This is a genomic window from Mycobacterium sp. NGS62, from assembly GCF_059812285.1.
This window is the reverse complement of record NZ_JCALCK010000005.1, coordinates 21,749-44,954: the sequence shown is the minus strand read 5'-3', so window position 1 is coordinate 44,954 and position 23,206 is coordinate 21,749. Positions and strand designations below refer to the sequence as shown.

The following is a 23,206-nucleotide window of genomic DNA, read 5'->3' as shown; positions in this document are numbered from 1 at the left end:
CGATGGGCGAGCCGGTCTCACCGTCAACCTGACCGCTCGCTTGCCGAAGCGAACCGGCTTATCAGCAAGTCGACCCGGGCCACGTGTTGCTCCGGGCGTAACCGGCCGCCGCGGAAGAGCGTGACCAGTCCGTGCAGCGCCGCCCACAGCACCTCGGTGAGGGTGTCGACATCCTGGGCGCCCGCGATTCCTGTGACTGCTTGGCGGAGCTCGGCGAAGCCTTTTACCAACTCGGGCGGGGTATCTGCATCAGCGAATCGCAATGTGGTGGCGCGGGTGAACATTGCGTCGTAGAGCGCTGGGTTCTTTTCGGCGAACTCGATATAGGCATGCGCGATTCGTTTCAGCGTCGCCTCGGGGCCTCGTCGCCCACGGCGGGCACGGGACAGCACCTCGGCAAGTTCGTCGAACCCGTCGATTGCCACAGCCTCGGCGATACTGTCCATCCCCGAAAAGTGCTTGTATAACACCGGCTGGCTGTATTCGATCTCCTCGGAGAGCCGACGCGTGGTAACAGCCTCCCAGCCCTCGGCTTCAGCCAATCCGCGGGCCGCACTGATGATGAGGCGACGACGTGCGGCTTGCTCGCGCGCTCGTCGCTCGTTGATGGCCATACCTGATCATAGCATTGCTAGAAAATCTAGCGGCGCTATTGACGTAAGCCTTCGCCAGCGCTAGCATTGCTAACCTTACGACTGAGAGTGAGGCGCGACATGATCGAACTCGCCGAGGTGCTGGCGATGATCGCGGTGTTGGGTACTGCGGTTGTGTACGGCACCGACGTATTCTGCGCGGTTGTTCAGCGACCGGCATTGGCCGCCGTTGACGATGGTGCCCTGGTGGCCGTGATGGGCAGCGTGCATCACTACGGTGACCGGCGCATGCCCGTGCCCGGTGTTCTCGGCGGCGTGGCCGCCATCGCCAGTGCTGCGCTGTTCGCGGTCGCCGGTCAATGGGCCCAGAGCATTACGGCATTCTGCGCGGTAGTGCTGCTGCTGCTCTGGATCCTGCTTTATGCGCGGGTCAGCGCGCCGATCAACCGCCAGCTCACCCAGGCCGCTAGCAGCCGCCAGGTCCCGCCGAACGCGCGTGTGCTGCAGTCCGGTTGGGACCGCATCATCAACGTTCGTGCCGCTTTGCAGGGACTGGCGCTCGCAGCGCTGTGCCTCACGATGATCGTCTGACCCGCAATGTCCACACCGGAAAGGAGGTCGTAATCGTGCGACCGCAAACACTTGGCCGACTCGTGATGCGCGCGGCACCGCTTTTCAACGCGCCGGTGGCCGCGGTGGCCAACTCGCCACGCTTCGGCGGGCTGGTGAACCGCAACATCGCCATGCTCAGCTATACCGGACGGCGGTCCGGACGTAGGTTCAGTATCCCGGTGGGATACCGCCGCAGCGGTGACGAGGTCATCATCGGTGTCAACATGCCCGAGGCGAAGACGTGGTGGCGCAACTTTCTCGGCGACGGAGGCCCACTGACGTTGCGGCTCGACGGCAGCGAACGCGCCGGGCATGCGGTCGCCACGCGTGACCAGAAGGGGCGCGTCACCATCACCGTGCGACTGGCCAACTGAGCACCGTTGCGTGACCCGGGGCGCGGGCGTCAAAGTTAGCCCAGCCGCTGCGCGAAGGGCCCGACCCGCTCGGTGAACCGGTCGAAGAACGCTACCGGGTCGACGTCAACCCCGATGAGCGCGTTGGGTTCTCGACCCCAGCGCCCCGACCAGTCGGTCACCGTCATGCCGCGGGTCAGGCTGCCCGCCAGTTCGACGTCCACCGTCGCCGGTCGGGTCGCCACCAACTGCGGGTCCAACGCGACCGCGGCGGCCAGCGGATCGTGCAGGTGTGCCAGATACCCGTAGCCGGCGTTGTCGTGGGCCTCGAAGTAGAACCGCATCGCGTCTTCGATGAACCGGATCAACAGGTTCGGTGTCGTCGTCCTCAACCGCGACAAGTGCTCCGGTGTCATCGCGATGTGCTGGGTCAGGTCCAGCCCGCACAGAATCGGAAGACATTCGTCGCCAACCCAGCTTCCGAAGACTTCCGCCGCCGCCTCGGGGTCCACGCTGATGTTCCATTCGGCCACCGGATTGGTGTTGCCGCGGTAGTCGTAGGCGCCGCCCATGATCACCAGCCGATTCAGCAGGGTGGGCAATGTGGGCTCGGCGCGCAACGCCAACGCCAGGTTGGTCAGCGGCCCGGTGGCCACGCCGATCAACTCTCCGGGATATGCGCGCGCAGCCCGGACCCACGCGCTCGCCGCGTCGTAGTCGGTGAGCGAGCGATCAGACGGCGGCAGCTCGGCATACCCTAAACCGTTGGGCCCATGGGCTTTTCCGGGAGGACACATCGGACAGCTCAGTGGCTGCGCGGCGCCCCTGGATACCGGGATCTCGCCCGCCTGGCACAGGTCGAGCAACCCCAGGTTGTTCATGCAAACCTGGTCCACTCCAACGTTCCCCCCGGTCGAGGCGATGCCGACCAGTTCGACCTGCGGGCTGGCCAGTAGATACACCAGCGCCAGCGCATCGTCGACACCGGTATCGACGTCGGCGAAAATCGGTGATGTGTTCACGCAAACGTGATTACCAGAACGTCGCGCATTGCAGGCGCCGACTCGTCAACTGGCCGGATCGGCGAGACGCAATGCACGGTACGGCGATCGTCGCCCAGCAACAGCGTCCCGGGCTCGGCAAGGGTGGCAGCCAGCAGTGGCCGACCGGTCGTATCGAAGACGGTGCTCTGGCCACCGACAGCATTGCTGCGATTGATCAGCAGCGAGGTGACCAGCGTGACGCCATCGCGGTGCAACCCCTCCGGGGTGGGTTGACCCCCGCCGTCCGCGGACGCCACCACCCGAAACGGATGCACCTTGACGGTCCACTCCGCTACGTCGTCGAGGGCGCCGGCGAGTTGATCCAACAATGTCAGGATCCGTTGCAGCAGCGGATCGCCGGCGAACGTGTCGGTCAATGGCTCGAAGTGGCGATCCCGCTCGAGGTAAAGGGGGTTGGAGTCCTGCGGTTGTACGAACGCGCCGGTGGGCATCGGCGTAGCGACGCCGTCTGCAAACGTGTAATGGCCGTAGCGGCGCAGCCGTTGAATACCGAGCTCGGCTGCGTAGGGATCCGGCGCCAGCTCCTCCCAGTGCGCAGCGAACCGGGTCCACACGGTCTCGTCGACGCCGAGACTGCGCGCCACCTCGACGGGGGGCATCAGGCACACGCCCGTCGCGGCGAGGGCGTCGGCGTTCACGTCGGCGGAATACCTACCAGCCGAGCCGGCTAAACGCGCGGAATCACCAGTGCACGCCGGGCACCAACCGCACCGCGCGTTTGACCGGACCGGGCACCCGCACCCGAGTGACCGACCGAACCGGGCGCTTCGGCTTACGCCGCGACGACGGCTGGGCGGCAACGGGTTCAACCGGTTCGATTCCCAGCGCTGCCGCGGAGTCGGGGTACCCGAGATAGATCTGATGCAGGATCCGTCGCGACAGCTTCGGGGTGAAGTAATTGCCGACGTCGGCGAGGGTCCCCAACGGGGTGTCGATCCGCGCCGGCTTCTCGACCAGGCCGCGCACCACCATCGCCGCCGCGTGCTCGGGGCTGATCGCGCGCATCGGGTTGAGCCGCCGCGACGGCGCAATCATCGGGGTGGCCACCAACGGCATATGGATGTTGGTGAAGGTGATGTGATCCGACAGCGTCTCCGACGACACCACCTCGGCGAACGCGTCCAACGCCGCCTTACTGGGCAGATACGAGCTGTACTTGGGGCTGCGGGCCTGCACCCCGGCACTGGACACGTTGACGACGTGACCGAACCGTCGCTCACGCCAGTGCGGTAGCAGCGCAAGCATCATTCGCACCGCGCCGAAATAATTGACCGCCATCACCCGCTCGTAATCGTGCAGTCGCTCAGTGGAATTGACGACCGAGCGGCGAATCGAGCGGCCTGCGTTGTTGACCAGGTAGTCGACGTGGTCGAACCGGCCCAGGATGTCCTTGATGGTGTGCTCGACCGAGGCCGAGTCGGTGACGTCACAGGTGAACGCGTAGGCCCGGCCACCGGCCGCACGGATTTCGGCGACCAGGTCGTCGAGCGCCTCGCCGTTGCGGGCCAGCGCGAACACCGTCGCACCCCGCTCGGCGACCGCAATGGCCGCCGCGCGGCCGATGCCGCTGGACGCACCGGTGATGATGACGTGCCGACCGACCAACGGGCCGGCCGGGTCGTTGCGACGGGCGCGGTCGGGGTCCAGATGCTGCGCCCAGTACCGCCACAGCGCCGGTGCATAGTCGGCGAACTCGGGCACGCTGATCCCGGTGCCGCGCAACGCCTGCTGCGTCTGGTCGGAGGTGAAAGTGGGCGCCAAATCGACGACGTCGAGAACCTCGGCGGGAATACCGAGTTGGGTGGCCGCCATATTGCGCCATACCTTGGCCCGGCCCCGCACCTTGAGCACCGGTGCGGCCACCGAGCGGGGCAGTGAGCCGCGCAGCGCCGGCAGACCGGCTTCGGCGGCGATGCCGCGGTAAATACCGCGCAGGCCAATGGTTTTCGTCGCAGTCAGGTGGAACGCCTGTCCATCTCGGCCGTCGGCGTGCATCAGCGACACCAGCGCATTGACGACGTAGTCGACCGGGACGATGTTGGTGCGCCCGGTGTCGGGCAACATGATCGGGGTGAAGCGGGGAAGCACAGCCAACTTCGTCAATAGTGGAAAGAAGTAATACAGCCCGTCGACCTTGTCCATCTCGCCGGTGCGCGAATCACCCACTACTACCGCCGGCCGGTAGATGCGGTAGCGCAGCCCGGGCATCGAGCGCACCAATGACTCGGCTTCGAACTTGGTCTGGTGGTAGGGCGTCGGCAGCTGCTGCCCGACGTCGAAATCGGCCTCGGTGTACTCCCCGCGGAAGTCGCCGGCCACCGCGATCGACGACACGTGATGCAGCGTCGCATCGAGCCGACGTGCCAGCTCGATCACGGCGCGGGTGCCGTCCACATTGGCGGCGCGTTGCTCGGCATCCGAAGCGGTGATGTCATAAATCGCCGCACAGTGCACCACATGGTCGATGTCACCCAGATCGGCGATGGCCTCGCCGGTCAACCCGAGATCGACCGCCGTCAGGTCACCGACCAGCGGTTTTACCCGATCGCCCCAGTCACGGGCCAGCCGTTCGAACCGGCCCAGCGTCGGCCGGCGGACCAATACCACCACCTCGGCGCCGGGCTGGGTCGCCAGTAGACGGGAAACCACTCGTCGCCCGATGAACCCGGTACCGCCGGTAACGACATACCGCATGCAAGCCATCGTGACGGCTGACATCGCGCGCGTCAACGCACTGTGACGGGATCGTCGCTAGAACAACTGCGCGGGCCTAGTAGCTGAAGTCGCGGATGCCGTCCCAATCCACCAGCGTCCACCCCATCGCAGGGCTGCCTTTGATGACGACGCGCCCAGTGTTGGGCAGCGGATGGCTTTTCGCCAGGCTGTCCTTGGGGTTCTTCACGTTCATCAATGTCCAGTACATGATTGAGGTGCTGTGCGAAAACGCGATCGGTTTGCTGTTGCCGCTGTCGTAAATCTTTTGGACGGCGGCGCCGAATTGGTCGTTGAACTTACTTCCGCTGATGGACCCGGGGATGGCGTCCTGGTGATCGCCGTTCAGCCAATCCGCGGGCGCGAGCAGATAGGTCAAGCTGGCCCGGTCTGATCGCGTGTTGTCATACCAGCCGGCGTCGACTTCGCGCAGACCGGGCAGGATCTGAACCTGCTCGTTGAGTTCCTTGGCCAGCGGAGCGGCGGTCTGCTGCGTGCGGACCATGGTCGAGGCGTACACGCCGTCGTAGTCGTTGCGGGCAAGCTGGTGAGCGATCTGCTCGGCCTGCCCCTCACCTTCCTCGGTGAGGCCCGGACCGGGCACCTCGGTGTTGATCATGCCCGCGGCGTTGCTCTCGGACTCGGCATGCCGCACGAAGGTCAGCGTGATGGTGCGCACGTGCGGCGATCCCGAGCAGGCGCCGACAATGACGGCCGCGGCAAGCGCGGCCGCCGCCTTCCAGATAATGGTGCGGTTGAGCATGCCGATAGCCTGCCTTGTCAAGGGCGTCGGTGTGAAGCATTTGCCCGGGTTGGGACGAAGAAGTGTCGCGGCAGCACACGCTGCCGAGTGAATCTGATCGAGAGGAGACCCGCATGGCGATCGACCCGAAGGCCGTCGGTGCGACGACGGAGCCGATGCTGTTCGAGTGGACCGACCGCGACACCATGCTGTATGCGCTCGGTGTCGGCGCCGGGACCGACGAGCTGTCGTTCACCACTGAGAACAGCCACGACATCAGCCAGCAGGTATTGCCCACCTATGCCGTCATCTGCTGCATAGGGTTCGCGGCCGCGGCCAAGGTCGGCCAGTTCGACTTCAGCCGGCTGCTGCACGGGTCGCAGGAGATTCGGTTGTTCGCCCCGCTGCCGCCGGCCGGCCGCCTCAGCGTGGTCTCCGAGGTGGCCGACATCCAGGACAAAGGCGAGGGCAAAAACGCGATCGTCATGTTGCGCGCCCGCGGCACCGACCCGGCCACGCAGGAGGTCGTCGCCGAAACCCTGACCACGGCCGTCATCCGCGGCGCCGGCGGATTCGGCGGAGAGCCCGGTCAGCGGCCGGCTGCACCGGAGATCCCGGACCGCGAACCCGACTCCCAAATCACCTACGCCACCCGCGAGGACCAGGCCCTGCTCTATCGGCTTTCCGGTGACCGCAACCCGCTGCACAGCGATCCGTGGTTTGCCCAGACCCTGGCGGGCTTTCCCAAGCCGATCCTGCACGGGTTGTGCACCTACGGGTTCGCCGGGCGCGCGCTCGTCGCCGAGCTCGGCAGCGGGGATGCCACCAAGATCACCAGCATCGCCGCGCGTTTCACCTCGCCGGTGTTTCCCGGCGAAACGCTGACCACCTCGATTTGGCGCACTGAGTCCGGCCGGGCGGTGTTCCGTACCGAGGCGTCCGCGCCCGACGGCGGCGACGCGCGCTTGGTGCTCGAGGACGGCGCAGTCGAATATGCGGCCGAGTAATTTGCCTTACTCGGTTTACCAGGGGCGTTCTTGTGGCACTTTGCGACTATGGCGTTCAAACTCACCTACAGCGACGGGCAAGAGACCGACTACGACGACGACACCAAATGGGAAGTCGAAAACGGCGTCCTGAAAATGGGACGGGAGTCGGGTAAGTGGACGGTGTTCATTTCCCCGAGTCATTGGGCCACCCTTGAGATAACCCAGGCCAAGGATGGCGGCAAAGACAAAGACGGCGAGAAAGACAAAGACAAGGACGGCGAAGACCGCGACGACGACGAAGACGACGACGGTAAAGAGAAGGACAGCTGAGCTATCGTCCCGGCGGTGGCGCGTCGTTGGGTGCGAGTTCGGCGCCGATCTTGCGGAACAGCGTCTCGGCCTCGTTGCGGTAGTTGCCCTGGGCGTCGAATGCCTCGGGTTGGTAGGTGACCGCGACCGCGATCGCCGTCTTCTGGGACGGGAGGTAGGCCTCGACGGCGGCCTCACCGGCGAACATCGGATTCTGCAGCAACCAGTTCCCGGCGATCACGATCCCGAGCCCGTAGGTGTAGTCGTCGTTGTGCGTTCGACAGGTGTCGCAGCCCGGCAACGCGGTGGTGTGGCCGCGTAGCTCGGTAGACACCATCGCCCGATACGACTCGGGCGAGAGCAGCTTGCCCGAGCCAATACCGACCGCGGTGGCCTCCATGTCGTAGATGTTGGTGGTCTGAATCGCACCGTGGGTGATCGTCCAGGACGGGTTCCAAAAAGTCGAGTCCTCATAAAACGGCGTGCCGGCCGGGATCTTGAGCGCTGCGCGGCGTTCCGAGGTGAAAGCATGCAGGGTCGGCACCGGGATTTGTGGCGTGAACGAGTTGGCGGTGTTGAACAACGCCAGCGGCTGGAGCACCTTGTCCTGCAACAGTTTCGGCATCGCCACGCTGGTGGCCTTCTCCAGTGCCAGGCCGAGTAGCAGGTAGTTGGTGTGGGCGTAGTTCCAGTTGGTGCCGGGCTCGTAGAGCAGCGGTTTGTGCACCGCGTAGTTGAGCAACTCCTGCGGTGTCCACTGCCGGAACGGATCGGCGACCTGGGCAGCATCGAAGTCGGCGTTGCCCAGCACGTAGTCGGGATAGCCCGATGTCATCTGGGCGAGCTGCCGCAGGGTGACCCGGTCGGAGCTGGGAACATCGGGAAGCCACGTCGACAGCTTGTCGTCGAGCCCCACCTTCTTCTCGTCAACGAGCTTGAGTAGCAACGTCGCCACATAGGAGATCGCCACCGCGCCGTTGCGAAAGAACATGCTGGGAGTGGCGGGCACACCGGTCATCGAATCGCCGACGGCCTGCGTGACGATTTCCTTGCCGTCGACGGTGACGCGGACGATCGCCGCCTTGAGGTGAGCCTGCGACATCGTGTCGCCGACGATCTTCATCACCGCTTGAGCCTTGGCCGGGTCGGCGGACGAGAACAAGGGCGGACGTTGATAGGTCGAGGTGCACCCCGCCGAAAGTAGGGCAACGACACACACCAAAGGCCCCAGTCGCCGGAAGATCGCCATAGTTGATCTTTGCAGTTGCGCCCGAGCGCTGAGCAACCAGACGTCGTCGCACCCAAACGGTTGAACGCCGGTGAATGCGGGCACCCCGAGGAAGTGCCAAATCAGTCGTCGTTCGACCTGATTGCTCGCAGTGTCGTCCCCGAATCCTCGGAAACACCACTGCTGCTGCTGGACCCGGCGCTGCGGATCCGGGGGGTGAACAGCGCGTATGAGCGCGCGACCCTGCGTCAGCGCAGCGAGCTGATCGGTGAGATGTTGTTCGACGCGTTCCCGGACAACCCCGACGACCCTGAGGCGTGCGGCACCCACAACTTGGGCGTGTCGCTGGAGACCGTGCTGCGCACCGGCCGTAACCACGATATGTGGGTTCAGCGCTACGACGTCGCTGATCCGGCGCATCCGGGACAATTCCTGCCGAAGGTGTGGGGTCCGTGCAATTCGCCGGTGTACGACCATGGCGAGTTGGTCGGCATCGTGCATCAGGTCGAAGAACTGACCGATCTAGAAAGCACGCTGTCGGCGATGGCACACGCGCTCGAAGTCGATGACACGTTAGCTCCGGTCGAGCAGCTGCACGTGCTGGCGGTTTTTGCGGCCGAGCTGCCGGGTCAGCAGAAACGGCTACGCGCGTTGGCGGCAGAAAACGAGCAGTTGCGCCAAGCGGTGGAGACCCGCGACATCATCGGCCAGGCCAAGGGCATGCTGATGGAGCGCTACGGCCTCGACGCCGCCGGCGCTTTTCGGTTGCTGGTCAGACTGTCACAACAAAGCAACACCCGCGTCGTCGAGATCGCGCGCAGGCTGGTGGAAATCGACCAACCGCGCGACACGACCCGCTAAGAAGCGGCGCCGCCGATCTGGCGTGCCAGCCGTTGGATGAATTCAACGACGCGGTCCGGACTATCCAATGCGTACCGCGCGGCGGTGGCGCGATCGCCGTCGTCGCTGTGGCGCACCACGATTCCGGCGCCGTCGTCGCGGATCGCGTCAAAGGCGTCCTCGTCGGTGATGTCGTCACCGAGATAGATCGGCAGCAGCCGGGCGGAGTCGGCATCCTGGATGTAGTCGAGCACCCAGTGCAGCGTCTTTCCCTTGTCCCAGTCGACGTTTGGCCGCAACTCGATGACCTCACGTCCGGTGGTCACCCGCAGCTCACTGCGCCGGCCCGCGGCACGCACTGCAGCCGAGACTTCCCCAACCCGATCACGTTCGGCATTCCGGTAATGCACGGCGACGCCAAATCGCTTGTGCTCCACGACAACACCGTTGACCGCAGCGAGCTGGTCGCGCAACTCGGCAGCCGCGTTTTCGAGCACCGGGACGCTGGCGGCAGCCTCCTCATTTTGGTGGTGTCCACCGTCGGCACCGGTCAGCTCGAAACCATGGCTGCCCGCATACCAGATGCCGGGTAGCCCGATCCGCTGCCGCACGTCGGCCAGATCGCGGCCGGATAGCACCGCGACCGGGCACCGCGTGGTCAACAGCGTCAACGCCTCGGCAGCGCCGTCGGCCAGCCGCGCGGTGTCGGGATCGTCGACGATCTCGGACAGTGTGCCGTCGAAGTCGAAGAACACCGCCGGGCGCCGGGTGGCCAGCTTTTCGGCGGCTTGCAGACCGTCGGCCAGCTCCGACATCCGCCGATCGCCGGTCCGCACGGCGACCTCACCGAGGCCGGCGACCACCGCGTCGGCGCCTCGGTCGTCCAGTCCCTCGGCGGATCCCGTCGCAACAGCGATGACCAATGCGAATCCAGCGTCCCGCGCGGCCGCCGCCCCCTGCGGTGTTGCGGTGACGACAGCACACCGGCCGGGCCGGGCCGACAGCCGGTTTGCCGCCGCGACGAAGTCAGCTGCGTCGGCCGTCGCGGTGGAGACACCGGCGTCGCGCAATCGCTCGATCAATGGGGGGTCGGCCGGCAGGTCGAACAGCACCGCGTCGTGTCGGCGCGGGTCGATGATGACCGACATACCCATGACAGTAGGTGCGCCGCCGATTTAGCGTGGTAGCAGGTAAGGAGGAGCATCATGTCGGCCCCGGTATCGCACAGCGGAATTCTGGTCGGTGTGGATGGATCACCGTCGTCGAAAGTGGCGGTGAAGTGGGCGGCACACGATGCGCTCATGCGTGGCGTTCCGCTGACATTGATCCATGTGCTCGCGCCGCCCGTGGTGATGACGTTTCCCGAGACCCCGATGCCGCCCGGTTACATGGAATGGCAAGAGGAGCAGGGGCAGCGCCATCTCCACGAAGCGTTGACGCTCACCGAGCAGGCCGGCCTGGCGCACGTCGACACGGAATCCATCGTCGGTTCGACGGTTCCCACCCTGGTGGATCTGACGAAAGAAGCGGCGATGGTCGTGGTGGGATGCCGCGGGCACGGATGGTTGCGGCGCAGCCTGCTGGGCTCGGTCAGTTCCAACCTCGTCCGGCATGCGCACTGCCCGGTGGCCGTCATCCACGACGAAGAACCATCGGCCCATCCTGTCGGAGCGCCGGTGGTTGTCGGTGTCGACGGTTCCCAGGTCTCGGAGGCGGCGACGGCGATGGCTTTCGAGGAGGCGTCGTTGCGGGGCGTCGAACTTGTCGCTGTGTATGCCTGGCACGACGCCAACGTCTTCGAGTTCGCCGGTATCGACCTCGCCACCATGCAGGCAGAAGGCGAGCGGGTACTTGCCGAGGCGCTGGCGGGCTGGCAAGAGCGCTATCCCGACGTCACGGTGCGCCGCGTTGTGGTGAGCGATCGGCCCGCCGATCAGTTGATCGAGCAATCGCACTCTGCCCAACTGGTCGTTGTCGGCAGTCATGGTCGGGGCGGTTTCGCGGGGATGTTGTTGGGTTCGGTCAGCGTGGCCGTCGTGCAGGCGGCACGCACGCCGGTGATCGTGGTCCGCGGGACCTAGCCAGCTCTATCGAACATACATTCGATATACTGGCGGGGTGGGCTGGGGCAATGGTCCGCCGACCTGGGCGGAGATGGAGCGGGTGCTCGACGGCAAGCCCCGCGGCGATCGCAAGCCACTTGCGGCTGAGCCGCCCGACGAGGGTCCCCGATCACGCAAGCGCGGAAGTTATCAGCCGCCGGAGGGCAACCGGGCAATTCGTTCGTCGGTCGCCTATGCCGAGTTGCACGCGCATTCGGCGTTCAGCTTCCTCGACGGGGCCGGCACGCCGGAGGAGTTGGTCGAGGAGGCCGTCCGACTGGATCTACGCGCCGTCGCGCTGACTGATCACAACGGCCTGTACGGCGCGGTGCGCTTCGCCGAAGCCGCCGCGGAACTGGACATGGCGACCGTCTTCGGCGCCGAACTGTCTTTGGCGTCCGGTGCCCGCACCGACGAGTCGGACCCGCCCGGGCCGCACCTGCTGGTGTTGGCCCGCGGTGCGGAAGGCTATCGACGGCTGTCCCGGCAGCTGGCCGCCGCGCATCTGGCCGGCGGTGAAAAAGGCAAGCCGCGCTTTGATTTCGATGCGCTGACCGAGGCGGCCGGCGGGCATTGGCACATCCTGACCGGCTGCCGCAAAGGCCATGTCCGACAAGCACTTTGCAGCGGAGGTCCGGCGGCGGCCGCGGTGGCGTTGGCCGATCTGGTGGACCGGTTCGGCGCCGAGCGAGTCAGTGTCGAACTCACCCATCACGGCCAACCATGCGACGACCAACGCAACGCCGAATTAGCCGAGCTGGCAACCCGATTCGGACTCGGTGTCGTCGTCACCACTGGCGCCCACTTCGCTGCGCCCTCACGAAGGCGGCTGGCAATGGCGATGGGCGCGATACGGGCCCGCCAGTCCCTGGACGAGGCCGCCGGCTGGCTGGCCCCGCTGGGCGGCTCACACCTGCGCTCTGGTGAGGAGATGGCGCGGCTGTTTGCTTGGCGTCCCGAGGCGGTGACCGCCGCGGCCGAGCTCGGCGAGCAGTGCGCCTTCGGGCTGGCGTTGATCGCCCCCCAGCTGCCGCCGTTCGACGTGCCGGCCGGGCATACCGAAGACAGCTGGTTGCGCGAGCTGACGATGACCGGTGCGGCTAACCGCTACGGCCCGCCCGGGCAGGCGCCGAAGGCCTACGCGCAGATCGACCATGAACTGAACGTCATTGAGCAGCTGAAGTTTCCGGGCTATTTCCTGGTGGTTCATGACATCACCCGGTTCTGCCGGGAGAACAACATCCTGTGCCAGGGCAGGGGATCGGCAGCCAACTCCGCGGTCTGTTATGCGCTCGGCGTTACCGCGGTCGATCCGGTGGCCAACGAGCTGCTGTTCGAACGCTTCTTGTCGCCGGTTCGCGACGGGCCGCCCGACATCGACATCGACATCGAGTCGGATCAGCGGGAAAAGGTCATCCAGTACGTCTATGACAAATATGGCCGCGACTATGCCGCCCAAGTCGCCAACGTCATCACCTACCGCGGCCGGATTGCGGTGCGGGACATGGCCCGTGCGCTGGGTTTCTCGCAGGGGCAGCAGGACGCGTGGAGTAAACAGATCAGCAGCTGGAACGGGCTGGCCAACAGTCCCGATGTCGAGGGCATCCCCGAGCAGGTGATCGACCTGGCGACGCAAATCCAGAACTTGCCACGGCATATGGGCATCCACTCCGGCGGCATGGTGATCTGTGACCGCCCGATCGCCGACGTGTGCCCGGTGGAATGGGCGCGGATGGAAAACCGCAGTGTTCTGCAGTGGGACAAAGATGACTGCGCAGCAATCGGTTTGGTCAAATTCGATCTGCTCGGGCTAGGCATGCTCTCGGCCCTGCACTATGCCGTCGACTTGGTGGCCGAGCACAAGGGCATCGAGGTAGACCTGGCCAAGCTGGACCTCTCCGAACCGGCGGTCTATGAGATGCTGGCCCGCGCCGATTCGGTCGGGGTGTTTCAGGTGGAGTCGCGCGCACAGATGGCCACTCTGCCCAGGCTGCGGCCACGCGAATTCTATGACCTGGTGGTTGAGGTCGCGCTGATCCGTCCCGGCCCCATCCAGGGCGGCTCGGTGCATCCTTACATCCGGCGACGCAATGGCGTCGATCCAGCTGTCTACGACCACCCATCGATGGAATCCGCGCTGCGGAAAACCCTTGGGGTGCCGTTGTTTCAGGAGCAGTTGATGCAGCTCGCGGTCGACTGCGCCGGGTTTTCCGCGGCCGAGGCCGACCAGTTGCGGCGAGCCATGGGGTCCAAGCGCTCAGCCGAGCGGATGCGACGGCTGCGTGGCCGGTTCTACGACGGCATGCGCCAGTTGCACGGCGCTCCCGACGAAGTGATCGAGAGGGTGTACGAAAAGCTGGAAGCGTTCGCCAATTTCGGGTTCCCGGAAAGCCACGCGCTGAGTTTCGCGTCGCTGGTGTTCTACTCGTCGTGGTTCAAGCTGCACCATCCGGCGGCGTTTTGTGCAGCGCTGCTGCGTGCCCAGCCGATGGGCTTCTACTCGCCGCAGTCGCTGGTGGCCGACGCCCGCCGGCACGGGGTGATCGTGCACGGCACCGACGTCAACGCCAGCCTCGCGTACGCCACCCTGGAGAACGCCGGGATGCAGGTGCGGTTGGGGCTGGGCAGTGTGCGTCATATCGGCGATGATCTGGCCGAGAAACTGGTGGAGGAGCGAAAAGCCAACGGCCCGTTCGTTTCTCTGCTGGATTTGACGATGCGGGTGCAGTTGGGCGTGCCGCAGACCGAAGCGCTGGCCACTGCCGGAGCGCTGAGTTGCTTCACGATGTCCCGGCGGGAGGCGCTGTGGGCGGCGGGGGCGGCCGCCACCCAACGGTCCGACCGGCTACCCGGAGTGGGCTCGTCGTCGCACATCCCGGCGTTACCGGGGATGAGCGAGCTGGAGCTGGCCGCCGCCGACGTGTGGGCCACCGGCATCTCCCCGGACAGCTATCCGACCCAGTTCCTGCGCTCGGATCTGGATGCGATGGGGGTATTGCCCGCCGAGACATTGTTGTCGGTGCCCGACGGCGATCGGGTGTTGATCGCCGGCGCGGTGACTCATCGGCAACGGCCGGGGTCCGCCCAGGGGGTGACGTTTCTCAACCTCGAGGATGAGACCGGGATGGTCAACGTGCTCTGCACGCCGGGCGTGTGGGCGCGACACCGCAAGCTGGCGCAGACCGCGTCGGCGCTGCTGGTCCGCGGCCAGATCCAAAACGCCAGCGGCGCAGTCACTGTCGTCGCCGAGCGGTTGGCCAAGCTGACCTTGAGAATGGGGTCGAAGTCCCGCGACTTCCGCTGATGCTTGGCGCGACTCCTGCGCGAGCGTGCGTGTCCCCGGTCCTCAGCCCGGCGTGTCGGACGGGAACACGCACGCTCGCGCCGCAATGTCCGTTCATCGCCTGAGGACCCATCGGATCAGCTCGATGCCGCCTGCCACGGCCAGCGCCACGCCGATGGACAGCGCGAAGGCGGCGATCGGGTGGTCGGCGAACGCGCGGCCACCCAGGTGGCCGATCATCGTGTTGATCGTCGCCCACAGCACGGCGCCGACCACGTCGAACGCCAGGAACTGGCGATAGGGAAAGTGCAGCACCCCACAGGCGATGGTTGTCGCCGTGCGACCGCCCGGGAGGAACCGTGCCACGATCACGACCGGTCCGCCATGCCGGTCCAAGTTTCGATGCGCCCATTCCATGCTGCGCTTGCCCTTTTCGCTGCGAGTGATCCAGCGGCGGGCCCGGACCTCGGCCGAGCGGCCGATCCAGTAAGCGAGGTTGTCACCGAGGAACGCACCGATAGCCGCCATGGCGATCACCCACCCGAGCAGCATTGCGTCGTGGGCTGCGAGGATTCCTCCCGTGATCAACGCCGTCTCGCTTGGCAATAGGGGGATGATGGCGTCCAGCGTGCACGTAATCAGAATCAGTGGATACGCCCACCAGGCGTGGCCAAGCGCGTTCAGCAGAGAGTCGAACACCTGAGAGCGGTGCCCGGCCCGGCCCAGACCGAAACCCGGCGCTACGCCCTCGCGTTCAGGAGGTCAGCCCCTTGCGGGTGAAGTCCTGGGCCTGACCGCGGTCGACGGCTTGGTCATGTTTGGCGGCGGCGCGGTCGAGCAATTCCATCAGGGCCGGCTCGTCGCGGACCATCTGGCGGTACTTCGGGCCGAGGGCAAGGATCTGATCCCGCTCACTGAGCAGCATCCCGAAGATGCGTTCGCGTTCGGCGGCGTTGTGGGTGTATTCCGAGTCGAGGTAGGCCATGGCGTGGCGCCGGGCATTGGCGATCGCGGTCTGTGCCTTGCCTCTGCGGCTGAGCAATGAGGCGGCCACGGTGACAATCAGCGCGCCGATGATCACCAACAGGGACAGGCCTGTGCTGATTTCGACGACGGCAACCGGCTCGCCTTCATTGATCAGCGGGACGTTGTTTTCGTGCAACGCATGCAGGATCAGCTTCACGCCGATAAACCCGAGGATTGCGGCCAAGCCGTAGGAGAGGTAGATGAGTCGGTCTAGCAAGCCGTCGATGAGGAAGTAGAGCTGCCGCAGACCCACCAGGGAGAACACCGTCGCTGTGACGACGATGTAGACGTTTTGGGTGAGTCCGAAGATCGCCGGGATCGAGTCGAGTGCGAAAAGAATGTCGGTGCCGCCAATTGCGGCCATGACCAACAGCATCGGCGTCATCGCCCGCTTGCCGTCGACCATCGTGAACAGCTTGTCGCCGTCATAGTGCTCGGTGGTGTGAATGACGCGCTTCGCTATTCGGATGATGAAGTTGTCGGCTTTGTGGGAATCCTCGCCGCCCGCCGGCTTGAGCATGTTGCCCGCGGTGAGCAACAGAATCAATCCGAAAAAGTAAAAGACCCAGGCGAAGCTGTTGATCAGCGCGGCGCCGAGAAAGATAAAGCCGGTGCGAGCGATCAGGGCCAAGACGATCCCGAACAGCAGTGCCTTCTGTTGATCCTCGCGGGGAACCCGAAAGCTTGCCATGATAATCAGGAAAACGAACAGGTTGTCGACCGACAACGCCTTCTCGGTGACATAGCCGGCGAAGTACTCTGAGCCAGCCTCAGAGCCGCCGAGTACAAACACGCCGACGCCGAACAGCACTGCGGTGCCGACATAGACGGTCGACCAGAGTGCGGCCTCCCGCAGCGTCGGGACGTGCGCCTTGCGGACGTGGAAGATGAAGTCGAAGGCCAGTAGCCCGACAATGCCAACAATCGTTAGGCCCCACACCGATCCGGGGACATCCATGCGCTACCTGCCGCTGATCGTTTTCACTTTCGGCGCTTCAGCGCCTGTCTAGCACCGACAGTAGCGGCGCAGTTTTCAGTCAGTTGATCGGTGTAGGTGTTTACGGATTGTCCATTGCCTGCTCGAAATCTCTTGCGCCAGTGCGACGGCCGAACGGTCAAATCCTGCGCGAGCGTGCGCGTCCCCGGTCCTCAGCCCGGCGTGTCGTCCGGGGACGCGCACGCTCGCGCAAGGGCCAGGGGGATAGTCTGCGCAGATGACCTTGAATCTGTCGTTCGACGAAGTCCTCACCACCACTCGCTCGGTGCGCAAACGCCTCGACCTCGACAAGCCGGTGTCCCGCGACGTGCTCAACGAATGTCTCGAGTTGGCGCTGCAGGCGCCCACCGGTTCCAACGCGCAGGGCTGGCAGTGGGTGTTCGTTGAGGACGCCGACAAGAAGAAGGCTCTGGCCGATATCTATCGCGCCAACGCCACCCCGTACCTCGACCAGCCGAAGCCGGAGTACGGCGACAGCCGAGACGAACGCAGACCGCATGTCTACAGCTCGGCCAAATACCTCAACGAGCACTTCCACGAGGTGCCGGTAATGCTGATCCCGTGCCTGGAGGGCCGCCCGGACGGGGCGCCGGCCGGGATGAGCGCGTCCTTTTGGGGATCGCTGCTGCCCGCGGTATGGAGCCTGATGCTCGCGTTGCGCTCGCGTGGCCTGGGCTCGGCGTGGACGACGCTGCACCTGCTCGGCGACGGCGAGAAGCAGGCCGCCGAACTGCTCGGCATCCCCTACGAGAAATACAGCCAGGGCGGGCTGTTCCCGATCGCCTACACCAAGGGCACCGACTTCAAACCCGCCAAGCGGTTGCCCGCCGAGACCGTCACCCACTGGAACAGCTGGTAATCCCTTCGCCGAATGGCCAGTTATGTCACGGTTCCAGGCGATTCGCGTGCATTAAGTGGCCACTCGGCGGTCAAATCCCGCTGAATCCCTGTTGACGCCATGCCTCATACACCGCCACTGCCGCAGCGTTGGACAGGTTCAGCGACCGTCGCCCGGTCAGCATCGGAATGCGGACCGCTTCGGTGATGTGCGCGTCGGCCAGGGTGGCCGCGTCCAGCCCGGTGGGCTCCGGCCCGAACATCAACACGTCGCCGGGCTGATATCCGACCTCGGTGAACAGCGTGCTCGCATGCGCGGTGAACGCGAAGACTCGCTCCGCCGACAGCGTCTGCCAGGCCGCATCAAGCGACGGGTGCACGGTGACTGACGCCAGGTCGTGGTAGTCCAGCCCGGCCCGGCGCAGCTTGGGTTCAGACAGGTCGAAACCCAACGGCTCGACCAAATGCAGCTCACAGCCAGTGGCGGCCGCAGTGCGGATCGCGTTCCCGGTATTGGGCGCAATCCGGGGCGAGTAGAACAGCATCTTGAACACAACACGCCATCCTCCCTGTCGGTGGATGCTTGCCGGCTACGGACGCCCGTCCTGCTCTGGGGATAATTGCTCGTATGGTCGAGCAGAGCATCTGGATGCAGAAGGTCGCGGCCGATCCTGGCCATTCGCACTGGTACATCGAGCGTTTCCGGGCCATGGCGCGCGCCGGTGAGGATCTGGCCGGCGAGGCTCGCTTGGTGGACGCGATGGCGCCCCGCGGCGCCCGCATCCTCGATGCCGGCTGCGGTCCCGGCCGGCTGGGCGGGTATCTGGCCGCGGCCGGTCACCACGTGGTCGGCGTCGACGTCGACCCGACGCTCATCGAGGCAGCCGAGCAGGACCATCCCGGATTGCGCTGGCTCGTCGATGACCTCGCCGAGCTGGACTTGCCCGCGCGCGGCATCACCGAACCGTTCGACCTCATCGTGTCGGCGGGCAATGTCATGACCTTCCTTGCCCCAAGCACCCGAGTCCAGGTGCTGGGCCGGCTGCGCGCCCACTTGGCGGGCGACGGTCGAGCGGTGATCGGCTTCGGCGCCGGCCGCGACTACGACTTCGCGGAGTTTCTCGATGACGTCGCAGATGCCGGGTTCGCGCCGGATCTGTTGCTGTCCACCTGGGATCTGCGACCGTTCACCGATGACTCCGATTTCCTGGTCGCGATCCTTCGACTGGCGTAGGCCTTTCCGGTTTGCTCAGCTATCGTTTCGGCAGTCTGAGGCGCGGCGGCGAACTCTGTCTGTTCAGTAAGAATTATGGTCACCGTGGCCGCAGGCTGTCATACTCGTCGGATTGCCAGGCGTATATATCGCTCGCCCGTCTGCCTGGGGCGGGTGCAATTGAGCAGGAAGTCCTATGAACGACGCGCGAACACACAGCCGTGGTTCGGGCCCCATGTTCGCCCGTCCGGCCGAAGTGGTCGAGCCGGCTGATCCAGAGACCCCCGGCACGGAACTCGCAGCGTCGCAACGACCGCCGACATGGTCGCTGCGCAATTGGCCGGTCCGCTGGAAAGTCGTCGCAATCGTCGTGGTGCCGTTGGCGCTGGCGATGGTGTTCGGTGGATTGCGGATCGCCGGTGCCGTGAGCGATGCCAACGATCTGCGCCGCGCCGCCGACCGCGCCGAAGTCGTTCCGGCCATCACCAAATACATGTCGGCACTCGACGTGGCGTTGCTGGCGACGTCCAACGGGGGCGACGTCGAGGGCGCCAAGAAGAACTACGAGGCGCGCAAACACGAACTGCAGGCGCGGCTGGACGACACCGACGCCGTCCCCGACGTCCGGGCCGGTGTCAACACCATGCTGAACGGCGGCCAGGCCTTACTGGACCGGGTGGCGTCGAACAGCATCGGTTTGCGGGAGCGGGTCACCACGTACGCGCCGATCCTGCTGACCGCCGAGAACGCCGTCGACGGGTCGGTACGGGTCGACAACGAGAAGATCCGGGCCGCGGCGCAAGGCCTGAGCCGCGCGATCGGGGCCCGCGGCCAGATGATGATGCAGCAACTGCTGGTCACCCGCGGCGGGGATCTGCCCGAGCCGGAGTTGCGCACCTCGATGATCACGTTGGCCGGCACCGAGCCGTCGACGCTGTTCGGGATGGCCGAGGTGCTCGGCGTCGGATCACCGGACGCCAAGAAGCTGCAACAGCAGATGGTGACCCGGATGGCGATCATGTCCGACCCGTCCAGCGTGCTGGTCGACAACCCGGCGCTGCTGCGCTCGATCCAGACCACCGACTCGGTTGCGGCGGAGCTGATCAGGGACACCACTGCCGCGGTGACGAAGTCGGTGGAGGATCGGGCCAACGATCGCCGCGACGCCGCGATCCGGGACACCGTGCTGGTGCTGGCCGCCATCGTGGCCGCATTGGTGATCGTGTTGCTGGTGGCGCGCTCGCTGATCCAGCCGCTGCGGGTATTGCGCGACGGCGCGCTGAAGGTCGCCCACGAGGACCTCGAGCGTGAGATCGCCCGGGTACGGTCCGGCGACGAGCGCGCCCCCGAGCCGCTGCCGGTCTACACCACCGAGGAGATCGGGCAGGTCGCCCACGCCGTCGACGAACTGCATACCCAGGCGTTGCTGCTGGCCGGTGACGAGGCGCGGTTACGGCTGCTGGTCAACGACATGTTCGAGACCATGTCCCGGCGCAACCGGTCCCTGGTCGACCAGCAGCTCTCACTGATCGACCGGCTGGAGCGCAACGAGGAGAATCCCGATCGCCTCGAGAGTCTGTTCCGCCTGGACCACCTTGCCGCCCGGATGCGCCGCAACGGCGCCAATCTGCTGGTGCTGGCCGGTGCGCAAGGTTCGCGGGGAGACCAGCGCGAATCGGTGCCGCTGGCGGCGGTGATCAACGCGGCCACCTCCGAGGTCGAGGACTATCGCCGGGTGGAGACCCCGGCGGTGCCCGATTGCGCCATCGCGGGCGCCGCCGCCGGCGACGTCATCCATCTGCTCGCCGAGTTGATCGACAACGCGCTGCGCTACTCACCGCCGACCGCACCGGTCCGGGTTGCGGCCGCGCGGCGCGACGACGGCGGAGTCCACCTCGAGGTCGTCGACGCCGGTCTGGGCATGACCGATGCCGACCGGCGCATCGCCAACATGCGGCTGCGCGCCGGTGGTGAGGTCACCCCCGACAATGCCCGCCACATGGGTCTGTTCGTCGTGGGCCGGCTGGCCGGCCGGCACGGCATCCGAGTGCGGCTGCGCGGTCCTTCGCGCGACGACCGCCGTTCGGGCACCACCGCCGAGCTGTATCTGCCGGTATCGGTGCTGGCCGGCGCCGAGCAGAACGGCACGCCGGCCGTGACGCCGACGCGCGCAGTCGACGACGCCGTCTCGGCGGCGGACTACGCCGAGTCCGCCGAGTTCGCCGCTGAGACTGAACTGGCGGAGCGCAACGGATCGCATTCGCCTGACTCGCCGTTCAGCCTGCTGCCGCGGCGCACCCCCGGGTCCAGCGGCATCACCGGGGCGCCGCCCGGCCCGCCCGTTGAACCCCCTGCACCGCAACCGTTTTCGAATACCTCCTCGTTCTTCTCCTCGCGAGCACGGGCCAGGCCGGAGCCCGACGTGCCGGAGTCGTATGACGACTGGCCCTCGGATGTCGCGGCGCCGCCGAGCCACGCCAACCGGGCGGCCGAGGCGCCCGAGGATCTGATCTACCAGCGGATGCTCTCCGAGTGGCTGGTCGATCCGCACGAGTTGGCGCGCAGCGCCGACCTGGATTGGAAGTCGGTGTGGGACCGCGGCTGGTCGGTGGCCGCCGAGGCCGAGAACGTGCCCGTCCAGGACCACACCGAGCAGGGCCTGCCGGTGCGTGAACCCGGCGCGCGCTTGGTGCCCGGCGCGGCCGCCGAGGCGCCCCCCGACCGCGAGGACCGGGTCAACGGCGTCGCGCAGCATCGGGCCGACGAAGACGACGCGGTAGCATTGAACGGCGGATTTGGTTCCGGCCGGCATCAAGCTCCGGCGCGAAACCCCGAAGCGATCCGCTCTTCCATCAGCAGCCACTTCGGTGGCGTGCGCGCCGGACGGTCGCACGCCCGCGAAACACCTCAAGGACCTGATCACGAATGACCAACCAGGCGTACGGCAACTCGCTGGATTGGCTGGTGTCGAACTTCGCCCGCGAGGTGCCCGGGGTGTCGCATGCGATTCTGGTATCCATCGACGGACTGCTGATGGCTGCCAGTGAGCATCTGCCGACCGATCGGGCGGATCAGCTGGCCGCGGTGTCGTCGGGGCTGGCCAGCCTGGCTACCGGGGCCGCGCAGCTGTTCGACGGCGGTGCGGTGCTGCAGTCGGTGGTGGAGATGCAGAACGGCTACCTGTTGCTGATGCGAGTCGGTGACGGTTCGCATCTGGCCACCCTGGCGTCGACGTCGTGTGACATCGGCCAGATCGGATACGAGATGGCCGTGCTCGTGGAGCGGGTGGGCGGCGTCGTCCAGTCGTCGAGACGCGCCCAGTCCATCCAGCACTCGTGAGCCGCAATGGACAGACGCGAGCCGCCGCCACCGCGACCTGAGGCGAGCCTGGTCCGCCCTTACACGTTGACGGCCGGACGGACCGATACCACCGTCGACCTTCCGCTGGAAGCGCCGGTGCAGACGTTGGAGTCGGCGCTCTTCCACAGATGGCCGACTGACGACATGAGAGGAAGAATCGTCCAACTGTGCACCAAAAGCCCCTCGGTTGCCGAAATCTCGGCTCGGCTGAATTTGCCGCTGGGCGTCGCGCGCGTCCTGGTCGGGGACCTGGTGACCGCGGGCTACCTTCGAGTGAGCCCGACCTTGACCGAGCGTTCGACCCGCGATGAACGCCGCGAACTCATAGGAAGGACGCTGCGTGGCCTCCGAGCACTCTGAGCGGCGGGACCCGCGACGGGAAACCGTCTCGACGAAGATCGTTGTGGCGGGCGGGTTCGGTGCCGGCAAGACGACGTTCGTCGGTGCGGTGTCGGAGATCATGCCGCTGCGCACCGAGGCGATGGTCACCGACGCGTCCGCCGGCGTTGACATGCTGGAGGCCACCCCCGACAAGCGGACCACCACGGTGGCCATGGACTTCGGCCGGATCACCCTGGACGAGGATCTGGTGCTCTACCTGTTCGGCACACCCGGCCAGCGCCGGTTCTGGTTCATGTGGGACGACCTGGTGCGCGGTGCCATCGGAGCGATCGTTTTGGTCGACTGCCGTCGCCTGCAGGACAGTTTCGCTGCCGTCGACTTCTTCGAACACCGCAATCTGCCGTTCCTCATTGCGGTCAACGAATTCGACGGTGCGCCAAGGTATCCGGTCGCCGAAGTGCGCAAAGCACTGGCCCTGGCCCCGCACATTCCGATCATCAGCATCGATGCCCGTGATCGCAGGTCAGCCACCGATGCGCTGATCGCGATCAGCGAATATGCCTTGGCGAGCCTGTCGCCGACCGGCAGCTGAGATCGGTGACCC

At 66.0% G+C, this 23,206-nt stretch carries 23 protein-coding genes; 13 read left to right on the top strand and 10 right to left on the bottom strand.

The window, feature by feature from the left end; all coding sequences use genetic code 11:
• Positions 1–23 precede the first annotated feature (23 nt).
• The gene (locus tag AC5Y49_RS14520; protein WP_499888122.1) at positions 24–614 is read right to left on the bottom strand and encodes a TetR/AcrR family transcriptional regulator; all 591 of its coding nucleotides are present in this window, start codon (positions 612–614) and stop codon (positions 24–26) included.
• Positions 615–713: 99 nt separating this feature from the next.
• On the opposite strand from AC5Y49_RS14520, the gene AC5Y49_RS14515 reads away from it, so the two are divergent.
• A complete protein-coding gene (locus tag AC5Y49_RS14515; RefSeq protein ID WP_499888121.1) occupies positions 714–1,184 on the top strand; it encodes a DUF1772 domain-containing protein in 471 nt (156 codons plus the stop codon).
• 65 nt (positions 1,185–1,249) lie between these two features.
• Positions 1,250–1,579, top strand: a complete 330-nt coding sequence (locus AC5Y49_RS14510; protein ID WP_499888798.1) for a nitroreductase/quinone reductase family protein — start codon at positions 1,250–1,252, stop codon at positions 1,577–1,579.
• Between the two features lie 35 nt (positions 1,580–1,614).
• Here the strand turns inward: AC5Y49_RS14510 and AC5Y49_RS14505 are convergent, their stop codons facing one another.
• From AC5Y49_RS14505 to AC5Y49_RS14490, 4 genes are all read right to left on the bottom strand, one after another.
• The gene (locus AC5Y49_RS14505) at positions 1,615–2,580 is read right to left on the bottom strand and encodes a nucleoside hydrolase (RefSeq protein WP_499888120.1); all 966 of its coding nucleotides are present in this window, start codon (positions 2,578–2,580) and stop codon (positions 1,615–1,617) included.
• Positions 2,577–3,221: a 2OG-Fe dioxygenase family protein gene (locus AC5Y49_RS14500; RefSeq protein WP_499888795.1), complete on the bottom strand. Its 645-nt coding sequence runs from the start codon at positions 3,219–3,221 to the stop codon at positions 2,577–2,579. Before AC5Y49_RS14500 ends, AC5Y49_RS14505 begins: the two co-directional genes overlap by 4 nt.
• A gap of 82 nt (positions 3,222–3,303) precedes the next feature.
• Positions 3,304–5,316: an SDR family oxidoreductase gene (locus AC5Y49_RS14495; RefSeq protein WP_499888119.1), complete on the bottom strand. Its 2,013-nt coding sequence runs from the start codon at positions 5,314–5,316 to the stop codon at positions 3,304–3,306.
• 76 nt (positions 5,317–5,392) lie between these two features.
• Positions 5,393–6,097 carry a histidine phosphatase family protein gene (locus AC5Y49_RS14490; RefSeq protein WP_499888118.1) on the bottom strand — a complete coding sequence of 235 codons (705 nt, stop codon included), beginning with the start codon at positions 6,095–6,097 and terminating at the stop codon, positions 5,393–5,395.
• Between the two features lie 113 nt (positions 6,098–6,210).
• Between AC5Y49_RS14490 and AC5Y49_RS14485 the strand changes: the two genes are divergently transcribed.
• Together AC5Y49_RS14485 and AC5Y49_RS14480 are read left to right on the top strand one after the other, a co-directional pair.
• Positions 6,211–7,083: a MaoC/PaaZ C-terminal domain-containing protein gene (locus AC5Y49_RS14485; protein WP_499888117.1), complete on the top strand. Its 873-nt coding sequence runs from the start codon at positions 6,211–6,213 to the stop codon at positions 7,081–7,083.
• A gap of 48 nt (positions 7,084–7,131) precedes the next feature.
• Positions 7,132–7,395 carry a hypothetical protein gene (locus tag AC5Y49_RS14480; protein WP_499888115.1) on the top strand — a complete coding sequence of 88 codons (264 nt, stop codon included), beginning with the start codon at positions 7,132–7,134 and terminating at the stop codon, positions 7,393–7,395.
• Position 7,396: 1 nt separating this feature from the next.
• On the opposite strand, the gene AC5Y49_RS14475 is transcribed toward AC5Y49_RS14480, so the two are convergent.
• Positions 7,397–8,623 (bottom strand): serine hydrolase domain-containing protein, encoded by a 1,227-nt coding sequence (locus AC5Y49_RS14475; protein ID WP_499888113.1) that lies wholly within the window; start codon positions 8,621–8,623, stop codon positions 7,397–7,399.
• Positions 8,624–8,632: 9 nt separating this feature from the next.
• On the opposite strand from AC5Y49_RS14475, the gene AC5Y49_RS14470 reads away from it, so the two are divergent.
• The gene (locus AC5Y49_RS14470) at positions 8,633–9,463 is read left to right on the top strand and encodes an ANTAR domain-containing response regulator (RefSeq protein ID WP_499888111.1); all 831 of its coding nucleotides are present in this window, start codon (positions 8,633–8,635) and stop codon (positions 9,461–9,463) included.
• Here AC5Y49_RS14470 and otsB read toward each other — a convergent pair.
• Positions 9,460–10,590, bottom strand: coding sequence for a trehalose-phosphatase (otsB, locus tag AC5Y49_RS14465; protein ID WP_499888109.1), 1,131 nt, complete (start codon positions 10,588–10,590; stop codon positions 9,460–9,462). The two genes, AC5Y49_RS14470 and otsB, sit on opposite strands and share 4 nt — an antisense overlap.
• Before the next feature lie 57 nt (positions 10,591–10,647).
• On the opposite strand from otsB, the gene AC5Y49_RS14460 reads away from it, so the two are divergent.
• Both AC5Y49_RS14460 and AC5Y49_RS14455 read left to right on the top strand, forming a co-directional pair.
• Positions 10,648–11,523: a universal stress protein gene (locus tag AC5Y49_RS14460; protein WP_499888107.1), complete on the top strand. Its 876-nt coding sequence runs from the start codon at positions 10,648–10,650 to the stop codon at positions 11,521–11,523.
• 37 nt (positions 11,524–11,560) lie between these two features.
• On the top strand, positions 11,561–14,848 hold the full coding sequence (locus AC5Y49_RS14455; RefSeq protein ID WP_499888105.1) for an error-prone DNA polymerase: 3,288 nt from the start codon (positions 11,561–11,563) through the stop codon (positions 14,846–14,848).
• A 93-nt stretch (positions 14,849–14,941) separates the two neighbouring features.
• On the opposite strand, the gene AC5Y49_RS14450 is transcribed toward AC5Y49_RS14455, so the two are convergent.
• Both AC5Y49_RS14450 and AC5Y49_RS14445 read right to left on the bottom strand, forming a co-directional pair.
• Positions 14,942–15,526 carry a DedA family protein gene (locus AC5Y49_RS14450; RefSeq protein WP_499888103.1) on the bottom strand — a complete coding sequence of 195 codons (585 nt, stop codon included), beginning with the start codon at positions 15,524–15,526 and terminating at the stop codon, positions 14,942–14,944.
• 55 nt (positions 15,527–15,581) lie between these two features.
• On the bottom strand, positions 15,582–16,811 hold the full coding sequence (locus AC5Y49_RS14445; protein ID WP_499888101.1) for a TerC family protein: 1,230 nt from the start codon (positions 16,809–16,811) through the stop codon (positions 15,582–15,584).
• 256 nt (positions 16,812–17,067) lie between these two features.
• Here AC5Y49_RS14445 and AC5Y49_RS14440 point away from each other — a divergent pair, with 256 nt between their 5' ends.
• Positions 17,068–17,709 carry a nitroreductase family protein gene (locus AC5Y49_RS14440; protein WP_499888099.1) on the top strand — a complete coding sequence of 214 codons (642 nt, stop codon included), beginning with the start codon at positions 17,068–17,070 and terminating at the stop codon, positions 17,707–17,709.
• 70 nt (positions 17,710–17,779) lie between these two features.
• On the opposite strand, the gene AC5Y49_RS14435 is transcribed toward AC5Y49_RS14440, so the two are convergent.
• Positions 17,780–18,241 carry a tRNA (cytidine(34)-2'-O)-methyltransferase gene (locus tag AC5Y49_RS14435; RefSeq protein WP_499888097.1) on the bottom strand — a complete coding sequence of 154 codons (462 nt, stop codon included), beginning with the start codon at positions 18,239–18,241 and terminating at the stop codon, positions 17,780–17,782.
• A gap of 74 nt (positions 18,242–18,315) precedes the next feature.
• Here AC5Y49_RS14435 and AC5Y49_RS14430 point away from each other — a divergent pair, with 74 nt between their 5' ends.
• The 5 genes from AC5Y49_RS14430 to AC5Y49_RS14410 all read left to right on the top strand — a co-directional run bounded on the left by AC5Y49_RS14430 (position 18,316) and on the right by AC5Y49_RS14410 (position 23,194).
• Complete coding sequence (locus AC5Y49_RS14430) at positions 18,316–18,921, top strand: class I SAM-dependent methyltransferase (protein WP_499888095.1); 606 nt, start codon at positions 18,316–18,318, stop codon at positions 18,919–18,921.
• A gap of 214 nt (positions 18,922–19,135) precedes the next feature.
• Positions 19,136–21,829: a sensor histidine kinase gene (locus AC5Y49_RS14425; RefSeq protein ID WP_499888093.1), complete on the top strand. Its 2,694-nt coding sequence runs from the start codon at positions 19,136–19,138 to the stop codon at positions 21,827–21,829.
• The gene (locus AC5Y49_RS14420; RefSeq protein WP_499888092.1) at positions 21,826–22,239 is read left to right on the top strand and encodes a roadblock/LC7 domain-containing protein; all 414 of its coding nucleotides are present in this window, start codon (positions 21,826–21,828) and stop codon (positions 22,237–22,239) included. The genes AC5Y49_RS14425 and AC5Y49_RS14420 overlap by 4 nt, the downstream gene beginning before the upstream one ends.
• Positions 22,240–22,245: 6 nt before the next feature.
• Positions 22,246–22,620 carry a DUF742 domain-containing protein gene (locus AC5Y49_RS14415; RefSeq protein ID WP_499888090.1) on the top strand — a complete coding sequence of 125 codons (375 nt, stop codon included), beginning with the start codon at positions 22,246–22,248 and terminating at the stop codon, positions 22,618–22,620.
• Positions 22,601–23,194: a GTP-binding protein gene (locus AC5Y49_RS14410; RefSeq protein ID WP_499888088.1), complete on the top strand. Its 594-nt coding sequence runs from the start codon at positions 22,601–22,603 to the stop codon at positions 23,192–23,194. The genes AC5Y49_RS14415 and AC5Y49_RS14410 overlap by 20 nt, the downstream gene beginning before the upstream one ends.
• Positions 23,195–23,206 lie beyond the last annotated feature (12 nt).

Excerpts from the sequence above, each read along its gene's own strand:
- AC5Y49_RS14520 (WP_499888122.1), bottom strand. The coding sequence starts at position 614 with ATGGCCATCAACGAGCGACGAGCGCGCGAGCAAGCCGCACGTCGTCGC.
- AC5Y49_RS14515 (WP_499888121.1), top strand. The coding sequence starts at position 714 with ATGATCGAACTCGCCGAGGTGCTGGCGATGATCGCGGTGTTGGGTACT.
- AC5Y49_RS14510 (WP_499888798.1), top strand. The coding sequence starts at position 1,250 with ATGCGCGCGGCACCGCTTTTCAACGCGCCGGTGGCCGCGGTGGCCAAC.
- AC5Y49_RS14500 (WP_499888795.1), bottom strand. The coding sequence starts at position 3,221 with ATGCCCCCCGTCGAGGTGGCGCGCAGTCTCGGCGTCGACGAGACCGTG.
- AC5Y49_RS14495 (WP_499888119.1), bottom strand. The coding sequence starts at position 5,316 with ATGCGGTATGTCGTTACCGGCGGTACCGGGTTCATCGGGCGACGAGTG.
- AC5Y49_RS14490 (WP_499888118.1), bottom strand. The coding sequence starts at position 6,097 with ATGCTCAACCGCACCATTATCTGGAAGGCGGCGGCCGCGCTTGCCGCG.
- AC5Y49_RS14485 (WP_499888117.1), top strand. The coding sequence starts at position 6,211 with ATGGCGATCGACCCGAAGGCCGTCGGTGCGACGACGGAGCCGATGCTG.
- AC5Y49_RS14480 (WP_499888115.1), top strand. The coding sequence starts at position 7,132 with ATGGCGTTCAAACTCACCTACAGCGACGGGCAAGAGACCGACTACGAC.
- AC5Y49_RS14475 (WP_499888113.1), bottom strand. The coding sequence starts at position 8,623 with ATGGCGATCTTCCGGCGACTGGGGCCTTTGGTGTGTGTCGTTGCCCTA.
- otsB (WP_499888109.1), bottom strand. The coding sequence starts at position 10,590 with ATGTCGGTCATCATCGACCCGCGCCGACACGACGCGGTGCTGTTCGAC.
- AC5Y49_RS14460 (WP_499888107.1), top strand. The coding sequence starts at position 10,648 with ATGTCGGCCCCGGTATCGCACAGCGGAATTCTGGTCGGTGTGGATGGA.
- AC5Y49_RS14445 (WP_499888101.1), bottom strand. The coding sequence starts at position 16,811 with ATGGATGTCCCCGGATCGGTGTGGGGCCTAACGATTGTTGGCATTGTC.
- AC5Y49_RS14440 (WP_499888099.1), top strand. The coding sequence starts at position 17,068 with ATGACCTTGAATCTGTCGTTCGACGAAGTCCTCACCACCACTCGCTCG.
- AC5Y49_RS14430 (WP_499888095.1), top strand. The coding sequence starts at position 18,316 with ATGGTCGAGCAGAGCATCTGGATGCAGAAGGTCGCGGCCGATCCTGGC.
- AC5Y49_RS14425 (WP_499888093.1), top strand. The coding sequence starts at position 19,136 with ATGTTCGCCCGTCCGGCCGAAGTGGTCGAGCCGGCTGATCCAGAGACC.
- AC5Y49_RS14420 (WP_499888092.1), top strand. The coding sequence starts at position 21,826 with ATGACCAACCAGGCGTACGGCAACTCGCTGGATTGGCTGGTGTCGAAC.
- AC5Y49_RS14415 (WP_499888090.1), top strand. The coding sequence starts at position 22,246 with ATGGACAGACGCGAGCCGCCGCCACCGCGACCTGAGGCGAGCCTGGTC.